This window comes from Cryobacterium sp. N22, assembly GCF_002929555.1.
GTDB lineage: Bacteria > Actinomycetota > Actinomycetes > Actinomycetales > Microbacteriaceae > Cryobacterium.
Genome location: NZ_PJJP01000037.1, coordinates 262976 through 274795, shown reverse-complemented (window position 1 = coordinate 274795; position 11820 = coordinate 262976). Strand labels below are relative to the sequence as shown.

9 protein-coding genes are annotated in these 11820 nt (G+C 72.3%); 1 reads left to right on the top strand and 8 read right to left on the bottom strand.

Going from position 1 to position 11820, the window contains the following annotated elements; genetic code table 11:
- The coding region (locus tag CXY76_RS19275; RefSeq protein WP_199190311.1) for a lamin tail domain-containing protein at positions 1-2707 on the bottom strand (2707 nt) is incomplete at its 3' end.
- Between the two features lie 176 nt (positions 2708-2883).
- Here CXY76_RS19275 and CXY76_RS13920 point away from each other — a divergent pair.
- On the top strand, positions 2884-3546 hold the full coding sequence (locus CXY76_RS13920) for a histidine phosphatase family protein (protein WP_104165490.1): 663 nt from the start codon (positions 2884-2886) through the stop codon (positions 3544-3546).
- A 192-nt stretch (positions 3547-3738) separates the two neighbouring features.
- On the opposite strand, the gene CXY76_RS13915 is transcribed toward CXY76_RS13920, so the two are convergent.
- Genes CXY76_RS13915 through CXY76_RS13885 form a run of 7 tightly spaced genes read right to left on the bottom strand, consistent with a single transcriptional unit; the run spans position 3739 to position 11781 of the window.
- The gene (locus tag CXY76_RS13915; protein ID WP_104165488.1) at positions 3739-4731 is read right to left on the bottom strand and encodes a DUF4862 family protein; all 993 of its coding nucleotides are present in this window, start codon (positions 4729-4731) and stop codon (positions 3739-3741) included.
- On the bottom strand, positions 4728-5714 hold the full coding sequence (locus CXY76_RS13910; RefSeq protein ID WP_104165485.1) for a sugar kinase: 987 nt from the start codon (positions 5712-5714) through the stop codon (positions 4728-4730). The genes CXY76_RS13915 and CXY76_RS13910 overlap by 4 nt, the downstream gene beginning before the upstream one ends.
- Entirely contained in the window at positions 5711-6412 is a 702-nt protein-coding gene (locus tag CXY76_RS13905) for a bifunctional 4-hydroxy-2-oxoglutarate aldolase/2-dehydro-3-deoxy-phosphogluconate aldolase (protein ID WP_233199848.1), read from the bottom strand. Before CXY76_RS13905 ends, CXY76_RS13910 begins: the two co-directional genes overlap by 4 nt.
- Before the next feature lie 11 nt (positions 6413-6423).
- On the bottom strand, positions 6424-7086 hold the full coding sequence (locus tag CXY76_RS13900) for a DUF624 domain-containing protein (RefSeq protein WP_104165480.1): 663 nt from the start codon (positions 7084-7086) through the stop codon (positions 6424-6426).
- Positions 7083-9104 (bottom strand): DUF4962 domain-containing protein, encoded by a 2022-nt coding sequence (locus CXY76_RS13895; protein WP_104165478.1) that lies wholly within the window; start codon positions 9102-9104, stop codon positions 7083-7085. The genes CXY76_RS13900 and CXY76_RS13895 overlap by 4 nt, the downstream gene beginning before the upstream one ends.
- Complete coding sequence (locus CXY76_RS13890) at positions 9101-10975, bottom strand: heparinase II/III family protein (protein ID WP_104165476.1); 1875 nt, start codon at positions 10973-10975, stop codon at positions 9101-9103. The genes CXY76_RS13895 and CXY76_RS13890 overlap by 4 nt, the downstream gene beginning before the upstream one ends.
- Complete coding sequence (locus CXY76_RS13885; protein WP_233199846.1) at positions 10972-11781, bottom strand: SDR family NAD(P)-dependent oxidoreductase; 810 nt, start codon at positions 11779-11781, stop codon at positions 10972-10974. The genes CXY76_RS13890 and CXY76_RS13885 overlap by 4 nt, the downstream gene beginning before the upstream one ends.
- Positions 11782-11820 lie beyond the last annotated feature (39 nt).

Below are 11820 nucleotides of genomic sequence, written 5' to 3'. Positions count from 1 at the left end.
GCACCGGCGTCGGCTCGCCCGTCGGCACCGGCGTCGGCGCGCTGGTCGGCACCGGAGTCGGCTCGCCCGTGGGCTCCGGCGTCGGCTCCGTCGGCGTCAGCGGCGTGCAGTCGATGCTGCCCACCCGGATCGCCTGGCCGCCGGTGTTGGAGTCATCGGCCCAGAAGACGGGCTTGGCTCCGGCGACGCAGGCGCTCTGCGGCGTCAGGGCGAATCCCTCGTTGTTGAGGTTCGGCATCGACGCCGGTCGTTCGTACACCGTCGTGACGCCGAAGCGCCCGTCAGTGGCGCCGGACTGCGCGATCTCCAGAACCGCGGAGCGGCCCGCACAGGTGTCGTCGCAGACGGCCCAGAACCGGCCGGTCGAGGCCTCGAACTCGAGGTCCATCACACCGGCGAATCCGCTGGCGAGCGTGGCGACGCGGGTGTACCCACCGGTGGCCTGGTCCAGCGCGTAGGCGTAGATCGCGCCGTTGGCCTCCAGGCCCACGAAGAACAGGCCGCTGCCGTGGCCGGCGTACACGGCCGGGTCGTAGGCGGCGTTGGTGCGCTCGTCGAGCATTCCCTGGGCCACCAGAAAGCTGTCCGGCACCCAGGCGATGGCCTCGAGGCCGGCGTTCGCGCCCACGACGGGCAGGTCGGCGGTGAGGTTCCACTCCATGCTCGCGGTGAGCTCGGCGCCGGTGGCGGATGCGTCGTAGCGCAGCACCGCGGGCCGGCTGACGCCGCTCACGTTGTTGTTGCGCTCGCTCGCGATGAAGAGCCCGCCGGCGGCCCCGGCCGAGGTCAACGTGACACCCTCGGCATCCACGTCGCCGGTGCCGTCGGTGTAGTGCAGCAGCTTGCCCGCACTCCAGCCGTTGCCGGTGTCCGGCGCCCAGCCGGCGCCGTCGGAGACGAGCCTGTGCAGCGCGCCGGGGCCGTTCTTGGCGGCCCAGAGCACATCACCGGCGCTGCCGGCGGCGCCCGCAGCCTCGTAGGCCAGTCCGCTCATGTTGCCGCCCAGCACGCCGGCGGGGTCCACCGTGCGCACGTCGGCCGAGCCGGGCCAGGCCGCGGTGACCAGGTCGCCGGCGCAGCTGTTGGCGGCGCCCTTGGTGGTCGCGGTCGTCGCGGCGAAGTCGCCGGTGCCGTCGGCGCACCGGCCGTAGCTGGTCGAGGCATGCGCGGTCCACGAGTAGCTGTCGAGCAGGGTACTGCCGTCGGCGGCGAAGAGGCGCGCGCTGTCGGCGCCGCCCAGGCCGAAACCGCCCGCGACGTCGACGTCGGCAGCCAGATAACCGCCGGCCGCGATGGTGGTGCCGGTGGGGAGAACCACGACGTGGCTGTCGTCGTTGTCCTTCAGCACGAAGCCGGAGACGTCGGCGACGGTGGCGCCGTTGTTGCGCAGTTCGATCCAGTCGCCGGGGGTTCCGCCGCTGGACTCGACCTCGTTCAGCCGCACCGGTGACCCGCAGTCGTTCGCGGCGGCCTTGGTCGACGACGTCATCTGCACCAGCTCGGTGCCGCCGGGGCAGATCCCCCAGGTCGTGGCCGCGTGGCTGGTCCAGCTCACCGAGGCGACGAGGGTGGATCCGTCGGGCGCGAAGAGGCGGGCCGAGTCGGCCGAACCCAGGCCGAAGCCGAGCATGCCCTCCTCCACGGTGAAGAAGCCACCGGCCGCGATCACGGAGCCGGCCGGGAGAACGGCGGTGTGGGTGTCGTCGTTGTCGCGCACGATCCAGCCGCTGAGGTCAACGTCGACGGTGCCGGGGTTCACCAGCTCCACCCAGTCGCCGGGGGTGCCGCCGCTGGACTCGGTCTCGTTGATGCGCACATCGGCCGTGGCGGGCACGACGCAGTCGTTGGCGGCGGCCTTGGTGGCGGTCGCCGTGTCGGCGAACGCGCCGACGCCGTCGGGGCAGCGGCCGTAGGTCGCGCCGGCGTGGGCGGTCCAGTCGTAGGCGTCGATCAGCGTGACGCCGTCGGTGCCGAAGAGGCGGGCGCTGTCGGCGCCGCCGAGGCCGAAGCCCAGGATCGGCGCCTCCACGACGAGGTAGGCACCGGCGGCGATCGTCGAGCCGGCCGGCAGGACGGCCGCGTGACTGTCGTCGTTGTCCTTCAGAACCAGGCCGGAGGCATCCACCGGCGCCGTGCCGATGTTGACCAGTTCGATCCAATCGCCGGCCGAGCCGTCGCTGGACTCCACCTCGTTGAGCCGCACGGTGTCGGCGGCCGACACGACGCAGGCGTTGGCGGCGCCGCGGGTGGCTGCCGTGGTCTCCCGGAATTCTCCGGTGCCGTCCGGGCAGCGTCCCCAGCTGGTGCCGGCGTGTGCGGTCCAGGCGTAGGAGTCGACCAGGGTGGTGCCGTCGGCGAGGAAGAGCCGGGCGATGTCGGCCTTGCCCAGGCCGAAGTTGGTGGCGCCGGCGCCGTCCACATCCACGGCGAGGAACCCGCCGGGCTCGATGATGGTGTTCGCCGGCAACGCGAAGGTGCGCTCGTCCTTGTCGTCCTTGACGACCCAGCCGGAGACATCCGCCGCCGCCTGGCCGGTGTTGGTCAGTTCGATCCAGTCGCCGGGCGTGCCGCCGTCGGATTCGACCTCGTTGATGCGCACGTCTGGAGCCTCGGCCGCCATGGCCGGGCTCAGGGTCGCGGCGAGTGGAACCGCCAGGGCGAGGGTGAGAATGGCGGCCAGGCTTGGCCGACGCCAGTGAGTGCGCACAGGGATGCCCCTTCGAGGCTGTGGGTGTCGAGCCTCGGATGGGCCCGGTCCACTGTGGCGATGCCGGGAAAACTCCCGGTGAACGGCGAACGAACGCTTTTGCTGGAGACCTCCGCACAATCGGCAAGGCCAACCGGCTATTGCTCCGAGCACCTCGTGCCTATGCTGGAACGACCATGCGACTCCTCCTGATCCGCCACGGCCAGACGCCCGCGAATGTACTCGGGCAACTCGACACCGCCCACCCGGGCCCGGGCCTGACCGAGCTCGGTGAACGCCAGGCCGCCGTCATACCCGAGGCGCTCCGGTTCGATTCGGTCGACACCATTTTCGCGTCCACGCTGCTTCGCACCCAGCTCACCGCCCGGCCGCTCGCGGTCGACCGGGGCCTGGACATCCAGGTGGCCGACGGCCTGCACGAGATCGAAGCCGGCGCGCTCGAGCGACGCAGCGATCACGCATCCATCCGCACCTACATGGAGACCGTGTTCGCCTGGGGAGCCGGCAACCTCGATGTGGGCATGCCCGGCGGGCCGGATGGGCACGCGTTCTTCGCCCGGTTCGACGCCGACATCGCCGTGGCCGCGGCCAGTGGAGCGACGGCGGCGGTGTTCAGTCACGGAGCGGCGATCCGGGTCTGGGCGGCGGCCCGCGCCACGAATGTGCCGCCGATGTTCGCCGGGCTGCACGACCTGGACAACACCGGTGTGGTCGAGCTGACGGGCTCGCCCGACGAGGGCTGGACACTGCTCTCCTGGGCGGGGGTGCCACTGGGCGGTATGCCCCTGGTCGACACGAATGCGGTGGACCCGACCGGCGAGGCACTCGACGCCTCGTAGTAGTCGTTCAGGACCCGCCGGCTGGCGACTCCGGCGGCGGTGACCAGCCCGCGCTCCTTCGTGGTGCAGAACCGCACCTCGATATAAGGAAGAAGTGCGTTGAGAAGGACGGAATTGGACGCAGCGTCCTTATTTCCGTCCGTTGTCCTGATAAACCGCCGCCGCTGGGGCCGTGCAGCCCAGACCGCGGAATCAGGACCCCGCCGGGGCCGCCTCGGTGAGCAGGGTGACGCTCTGCCGGATCATCGCCACCCGATCGGCGACCGACGCCTCGGCGGGCCGCCACGCGAACTTGATGCCGGAATAAAGCAGCCCGCCGGCTTCGAGGAGGGCACCGCGGGCCAGCCCGACGGTGAGCATCGAGGCCGGCTCGGAATACGCCGCGTGATCCGCCGCGTCGGGTTGCGGGGCGAACGGCAGGTGCGCATCCGCCCACGCGTCGCCGTAGGCACTCGGCCGGTCGGCGACGCCGGAGAACATCAGTGCGCGCAGCAGACCGGCGTCCCTCGCCTCCCTCAGGTGTTCGTGCACCCGGGACGACGAGCGCAGTTCAATGGCCGACCGCCCCCAGTTCAGGGCGACCCCCACCGGGGCGCCCGACGAGCGGATGGCGGCGATCTCGTCTCCGAGGGGCAGGAAGCCCTTGGCGTGGGCCTGGCCGGGCACCCGGGCGTCACAGTGCTCGAGCAGCACCGCGGCGCCCTCCCAGTTCCAGGCGCCGATCTCGGCCAGGGAGGTGGCGAGAGCGGCCGCACTGGCCGATGCGCTGTGGTGTGGCCCCGGGCCGGCCTGCAGTTCCACGGCCGTGACGACGGCGCTCCCGGCGGAGTCGTTGAGGCGGCGCACCCCGGCCAGCATCTCTGCCACGTTCGTCACGGCGGCGCGGCGGCCCCCGGCATCGTCGGAGGCCAGCCCGTGTGCGGGGTCCCTGGCCACCGCGGCAACGGTGTAGCCCACCGAGGTGAGCACCACCTGCCAGCCGGGCGGCAGGGTCGCCAGCAGCCAGGACTCGTCGTGCGGGTGCAGGCTGCCCAGCCAGGGCAGCTCGAGGCCCCGGATGCCGGCGACCCCGGCCAGCCCGTCGAGATACTCGCTCTCGACCGCCGGATCCCACCGCCCTGCCGTGGGGGAACCGGCATAGGCGCCGACGATGAAACCCGCATCCGCTTCGGCGGCCACCGTCATCGCGAGACCGGTTCGGTCGCGGCCAGGCCGGCCAGTTCGCTGCGGCGGGGCATGCCCTCCCAGTCGCCGGGAACCAGGCAGGCGTATGCGCCCACGGTCACGGCAGTGGTGAGGCGAACGGCCACGCTCTCCCCCGCCAGGTACTCGGCCAGGTAGCCGGCCACGAATCCGTCGCCGGCGCCGACGGTGTCGAGGGCCTCGACCGTGATGGCCGACCGCTGGTATTCCACGCCGTCGACCACGGCCACGGCACCGTGCTCGCCGAGTTTCACGATCGCCTGGCCGGCACCGGCGTCAACCAGGCGGTGCGCCAGATCCATCCCGCTGCCGCCCGCCGGCTGCTGGCCGGCGCCCACTGCGATTTCGGCTTCGCCGTCGCCGGCGAAGACCAGGTCGGCGAGCGGGATGAGCCGGCGGTAGACCTCGCGGGCCTCGGCGGCTGACCAGAGTTTGCCGCGGTAGTTCAGGTCGAACGACACCGGCACGCCGGCCTCCCTGGCCAGGTTCACCGCGGTGAAGGTGGCGTCGGCGGCGGATGGCGACAGGGCCGGGGTGATTCCAGTGACGTGCAGCAGCGCCGCCGACCGGATGGTGGCCGGGTCGATGTCGGCCGGGCAGAGCCGGGATCCTGCGCTGCCGCTGCGGTAGTACCAGACCCGGGTCTGGCGGCTGGTGCGGCGTTCCTTGATCATCACCCCGGTCTGCGCGTCCGGGTCGCGCACGGCGCACACCGCAACGCCCTCCGCCCCGATCTCGCGTGCCACCAGGTCGCCGAGCGAGTCCTCCCCGACCCGGCCGATCCACGTCACGTCCACGCCGAGCCGGCGCAGGGCGATGGCGACGTTGCTCTCCGAACCGCCGATGCCCATGGTCATTGCCCGGCTGTGCTGCAGTGGCCCGCAGGTGTCCGAACTCATCAGCGCCATGGTTTCGCCGAGGGTGACCACACCACCTCCACCACCACCTCCGCGAACCCCGTTCATGCCCCGCTCCCGGTCTGGCCGGGTTCGCGGCATTCCCGAACGATGTCGACGGCGCGTCTGGCCCGATCGGCCAGCGCGACCAGGGATCCCCCGGCGAGGGCGTCACCGAGCAGTGGGCCACCGAGGCTCACGGCCACGGCCCCGGCCCGCAGCCAGGCGGGCACGTCGGCCAGGCCGACCCCGCCGGACGGCAGGAATTGAAGGTCGGGAAACGGGCCCCGCAGGTGCGCCGCGTAGGCGCTGCCCACGGTCTGGGCGGGGAAGATCTTGACCGCGGTGACGCCGGCCGCCCACGCCGAGTACAGCTCGGTCGGCGTGAGTCCGCCCGCATAGATCGGTGTGCCGGCACGCACCGCCAGGTCGATGACCTCGAGGTCGACGACCGGGGTCACCAGGTAGCCGGCACCGGCATCGATCGCGCGGCGGGCCTGGTCGGTGGTCACGATCGTGCCGATACCGATCTCGACGCGCTCACCCAGGCTTTTCTGCAGGGCCGGTAGATGCTCGAAGGTGCCCGGTGTGCTCAGGGTCAACTCGATGGAGCGCACACCGTTGTCGGCGAGCACCGCGGCGACGCGGTCGTAGTCGGTCGCCCGCCCGGCGCGCAGCACGGCGATCAGCGGGTTCTGCCCGAGCAGGGCCGACGGGGTACGGCGGGCGGATGCCGCTGGTGCGGGCGCGACGGGGGTGCGGGTCATGGATGCTCCGGTCATGAGGATGTGCCGCCCGTGTTCCGGCCCAGGGTGACGAGGGCGAGGTAGACGGGCAGGGAGAGGCCGAAAAACGGCACCAGGGTGGGCAGCAGGTAACAGGTGAGGAAGAAGATGACGACGATTGCGAGCAGCAGCAGCGCCTGCACGGGGCGGCGGGCGATCAGGTAGCCCGCTTCCACCAGCCACTGGCGTGCGGTTCCCTCCCGGCTCCGGGCTGCGGCCACCGGCAGCGCCAGCAGCAGCAGGGTCACGGCCAGGGCAACGGGTACGGTGGCCGCGGCCAGAACCAGCGCCACCGGACTCGCCCCGGCGCCGGCGGCGCTGAGCTGCTGGCCGAGAAAGAAGCTGTCGACCGAAAGCAGCAGCACGACGGCAACACTGCCGACGCCCATCGGCAGGGTGCGCCGCCAGGTGGCGCCGAACTCGCGGAACGTGGCGGTGAAGACGGCGGTCTCGCCGTCCTGCAGCCAGAGGCGCAGGGCGCGAGCGGCCGCCACCGACGCGGGCAGGATGGTCACCACCGGCAGGGCCAGGATGAGCGCGGCCACCCCCACGAACGCGAGGTTCGCGGGATAGGCCATGGCCGCCAGCAGCCGGTGCTCCCAACCGCGGTCGGCCGGAGCGGGGCGGTTGCGCGGGAGCCGGGTTGCGGCGGTCATGGGGTGTTCCTTTCGTCGGGGCCGGTTTCGGCGGCAAATCCCGTGCCTCTCACCTGCGCCGCGCCGGCCGGGGCGGCCAGGGTGGCGGTCTGCCCGTCGAGGTGCAGGACGACGTGTTCGCTGCGGCCGGCCCGGCTCACCGATAGGTGCACCGTCCGGTCGTGAATGCGCGCGCTCACCTGTGAGGCTTCGGTGTCGTTCCAGGCGCGCGGTTCGAGCACGGTGACGAAGACGGCGGCCGTGACGGGCGCTGTCGTGCGGCGCAGGGTGTGTTGCTCGGTCACGATGGCCAGCGCGGGCGTGGACGAGGTGGGGTTGGCCTGCACCGTGGTCGTGGCGACCTCGGTGTGGGCCTCCGTCGGTTCCAGGAGCGTCACCAGCAGGCATCCGCTGCCCGCCTGGGCGAGGTAGCGCGCATCGCCCTGGGCCGCGGGCAGGTTGTCGGTCTGCAGCAGCCAGGTGAAGGCGCGCGGATCGCGCGCCACGCACTCGTCGACGGTGAAGACCGTGCCCGCCGGTGACATCACCAGGTGCCGGCGCAGCCGCTGCACGCCGAGGGCGGGGTCGTACATCGCGCCGATTTCGCTCACCGTGTGCACCCAGCCGCCGGCGAGGGTGGTGGTCAGGACCTCGGCGATGTGCCGCCGGTCGAGGTTTTCGAACACGTGGTAGCGGTCTTCGTTGACGAAGCCGTGGCCGTCCACGAGCACCCCGTTGTGGTGGTCGGTGCGTTTGCGGCTCGAGTAGCCCTCGTCGATGGCGAGGTAGGAGCCGTGCCCGAGGATCACGAAGCTGCCGGCGTCCGGGTGCTGGTGGCCGGCGTTCAGGGTGGTCCAGCCGTGTTCCCGGTCGAGCTTCGCCGAGGCGGCCCAGGCCTGGTGGCCGCCGCCGGGAGCCGCCTTCACGGAGACAAGCGTCGCATCCGGCTGCCAGGAGGTGCGCCCGACAACAAGCCCGAGGTCGGGGAAGAACCGGCTGGTCGGCAGGCTCTGCGGGTCGATCTCGGCCACGGTCGGGTCGAACCAGAGCAGTTCCTGGTAGGCCTCGGCGCGCACTCCGGGCCGCACGCCGCTCTCATACGCCTCCCGCCAGAAGAACCCGTCGGCCACCCGGCGCGCCAGCCACTGGGCCTGCCCGATGCCGTATTCGGCGGCGAGCTTGTAGTACAGGGCAACCGAGTGGCCGCTGCGCCGGTCGTGGCAGTCGCCGTGGTTGACGGTGCGTTCGAGGTCCGGCGCGGCCTGGTAGAGCCGGTACCAGAACGTCTCACGAAGGTAGTCGCTGCGGGCGAACCAGTCGGTGCCCTCCGCGGAGCGCAGCACGTCGAGGTAGCTCACCAGCCACGGCACGCCGTAGCGCCAGTACACGACGCCCTCGTTGTTCGAGCCGTCGTCGGGCAGCAGGTCGAGCACGGTGTCGAAGTTGGCCTTGGCCAGGTCGGACCAGGCGCGAGCGTCCGGATGCTCGGCGACGATGGCGTAGGCGGCCGTGGCCAGGCCGGCGAAGCAGATCCAGTTGTGGTTCTGCCAGTACGACGAGGCCCACCAGCCGCCCTCGGAAGCAACCGCGAACTCGTGCAGCCGGGCGCCCTGCAGGATGAGCTTGTCCCGCAGGCGGATCCGTTCGGGTTCCGGCAGGGCGTCGCCCGCCCAGGAATAGGCCAGGCCCAGGCCATGCAGCAGCCAGCCGGCGTCGAGGTCGTGGTCGGGCAGGTGCGCCTTGCCCCAGTGCGGGTAGCCCACGGCCACGTCGAGCCAGCGGCGGAGCTCGGTGAGGTAGTGCTCCTGGCCGGTCAGCCGGTGGGCCAGCGCCAGGTTGGCGGCGGCGGGGCCGAGGTAGGTGATCGAGGCGTCCGGATGTTCCGGTGCCAGCGGCAGGCCCCGGTACCGTTCGCACTCGTCGAGCAGCCGGCGGAACTGCGCGGCCTTCACCGTGAGGATCTCGGAGCGCAACCGGTCTTCCTGCCCGGCGAGCAGCAGCGGCCGGCTGCCCGCGACGGCGGTCCGCGCCGTGCTCATCGGGTCACCTCGTGATCGGTGGAGCGGCCGTCGGTGTGGAGGACCCGTACGGCGGTGAGGCCGGCCGCGCCGGTGTGCAGGATCACGTCATGCACGACGGCAGTGCCGGGGGCGTAGACCGAGACGAACCAGGCCTCGTGCCCGGTGACGGTCCAGTCGGCGATCGTGAGGGTGCGGGCCGGGTCGTCGGAGGGTCCACGGCCGGGTCCGGCCAGCAGCACGGCCGGCGCGGTGGCCCGGTGGAAGCCGTGCAGCAGGGCGGCGTCCGGCGCCGGGTCCGGCGCCGGTTTGCCGTCTCGCGTTGCCGCCCAGGTGGTGCGCCAGGCGCCGCCGTCTGCCGTGACCGAGAGGGGCACGGCGGGACGGAGGGCGAGGGTGATCCGACGTCCATCGCCGGTTTCGGCGGTGTCGTCGACGACAGCGTGCACGATGTCGAGCAGGTAGTCGTCGGTCATCACGAGCTCGCGGCGCAGCGCGACCCCGGCGATGGCGTCGGCGGCGCTGGCCACGACCCGCGTCGCCGAGAAGTCCTCCACCACGCCCGTTGTGGGCAGTTGGTCGAGGTCGTCGACCCGCACGGTGGGGTGCGCCAGGGTGCGGGCGTAGTAGCCGCGGCGCAGGGTGCTGGCGTACGGCGGCACACCGGGTGCGGGCTGCCAGGCGACACCGGTGCCGTAGAGGTAGAGGCCCAGCTTGTCGAGGTGCCCGTGCGAACCGCCGTGCGGGCCGGCGTCGAGCACGGCCTGCCAGGTGTCCCCCGGGTCGCGGAGCACCGCGTAGCCGGCGTTGGCGAACAACACGGATGGCCGAGGGCCGGAAGGTGCCGCTCCCTGGAGCGGCGCAGGCCGTGCCGGGCCGGCGAACCAGCCGGTCAGCAGGTCTTCGAGGCCGTCGTGGGCGGCCCCGAGGCACCGGCGGGTCGCCGCTTCCACCCTGTCGAGCGGGGAATCCGTCCAGAGCTGGCCGGCTAGCACGCACACCTCGAGCACTTCGAGGTGGGCGGGAACCCGGTCGTACGGTCCGTCGTGCAGCATCGGCAGGGTGCCGTCCGGTGCGGCCAGGCCGGCCAGCACCTGCATCATGTCGGCAAGCCGTTCGGCGGCGTCGGCGGGCAGCGCGGCCGGGTCGGTGCCGCGCAGGGCCAGCAGGTAGGCCCGCAGCACGAACAGGTGGTAGTAGGTGGATCCCTCCCACTCCCAGCCGTCGGCGCCGATGGCGAGCCGGGCGTGCTCGAAGGTGCGGTTGACCCAGTCCTGGCCGTCGTCGGCGTGGCCGAGGGCCACCAGGGCCCGGTTCAGGGTCGCTCCGGCCGCGTCGATCCACGCCACATAGTTGCTGGTCGGGTCGTTCCTGTCCACCACCAGGGTGTGCCGGGCCGACGTGATGGTCGCCAGGAGCCCGGTCAGCAGGGTGACCACCGGGGCGCCCAGGGCCGGCCTGATCGTGTCGTCGGTGACCAGCTCCGCCACGGCATCGGCCAGCTGCACCGCCCAGATCGCCTCGGTCAGGGCCTGGGCGAAGAGCTTGCCGCGCAGCATCCACGGTTCGCTCTGGGTGCTCCAGCCGGCGGCCGCGATGTCGGCATAGACCTCGGCGAACTCCGTCACGATGCGTGCGGCCTCGTCCCGGTCGGCCGGGTCGGCGGCTCCGCGTGCGCGGGCCCCGGTGTAGCGGTGGGCAAGCAACCGGGCCCGGCGGGCCCCGGCCTGGTGGGCGTAGACGGTCCAGGCCGAGGCGAACGGTTCGCCGGTGAACCGGCAGCCGTACCGGCACGGGTACGTGTCGCCGGAGCGGGGCTCCAGCTCGGTGCCGTGGGTGGGGCAGACGTAGTCGTGCCACCACCCTCCCCTGGCGTGCTGCACGGCGGTCACCGGAAGTTCGCCCCGCCGTTGATGTCGATCACTTGACCGGTGACGAACGACGAGAGATCCGAGGCCAGGTACAGCACGGCGCCGGCGACATCGTCGACCGTGCCCGGCCGTTGCAGGGGCAGGCCGGCCACGATGTTCTTCTGCGCGGCTTCCGGAGTGAAGGTGTTGTGGAAGGCGGTGTCCTCGATGAAACCGGGCGCGAGGGCGTTGACGGTGATGCCGTCTGCGGCGAGTTCCTTGGCCAGGCCGCGGGCGAACCCGACGATGGCGGCCTTCGCGGTGGCGTAGGCCACCGACCCGGCACCGCCGCCGTTCTCGCCGGCCAGCGACGACATCAGCACCACCCGGCCCGCGGCGGATTCGGCCAGGTGCGGCACGGCGGCACGGGTGACATAGAAGCTGCTGGACACGTTCACCGAGAGCACGCTCGCCCAGTGCTCGTCTGACATCTCGGCCACGGTGGCTCGCCCCACCAGGTGGCCGGCGTTGTTGACCACGATGTCGATGCCGCCCAGGTGCGCGGCTGCGGCGGCCACCACGGCGGATGCCTGGGCCGGGTCGGTGAGGTCGCCGCCGATCGCGATGGCGCGCCGCCCCGCTCCGACCAGTTCCCCGGCGACGGCCTCTGCGCCGTCCTTGCTGTTCGCGTAGTGCACGGCGACGTCGGCGCCGTGAGCTCCGAGTGCCCTGGCGATGGCGGCGCCGATGCCGCTGCCGCCGCCGGTGACCAGGGCGCGCCGGCCGGTGAGGTCGAGCTGCAGGCCGCCGAGGGTGGCGGGGGTCAGGAGTGCGGTGTCGTTCGGCATGGTGAGTCCTTTGGTGGGGTGTAGTGGTGTCGTTCTGGA

What these genes read in the sequence shown, in the direction of transcription:
- CXY76_RS13920 (WP_104165490.1), top strand. Translation starts at nt 2,884, where the DNA reads ATGCGACTCCTCCTGATCCGCCACGGCCAGACGCCCGCGAATGTACTC.
- CXY76_RS13915 (WP_104165488.1), bottom strand. Translation starts at nt 4,731, where the DNA reads ATGACGGTGGCCGCCGAAGCGGATGCGGGTTTCATCGTCGGCGCCTAT.
- CXY76_RS13910 (WP_104165485.1), bottom strand. Translation starts at nt 5,714, where the DNA reads ATGAACGGGGTTCGCGGAGGTGGTGGTGGAGGTGGTGTGGTCACCCTC.
- CXY76_RS13905 (WP_233199848.1), bottom strand. Translation starts at nt 6,412, where the DNA reads ATGACCCGCACCCCCGTCGCGCCCGCACCAGCGGCATCCGCCCGCCGT.
- CXY76_RS13900 (WP_104165480.1), bottom strand. Translation starts at nt 7,086, where the DNA reads ATGACCGCCGCAACCCGGCTCCCGCGCAACCGCCCCGCTCCGGCCGAC.
- CXY76_RS13895 (WP_104165478.1), bottom strand. Translation starts at nt 9,104, where the DNA reads ATGAGCACGGCGCGGACCGCCGTCGCGGGCAGCCGGCCGCTGCTGCTC.
- CXY76_RS13885 (WP_233199846.1), bottom strand. Translation starts at nt 11,781, where the DNA reads ATGCCGAACGACACCGCACTCCTGACCCCCGCCACCCTCGGCGGCCTG.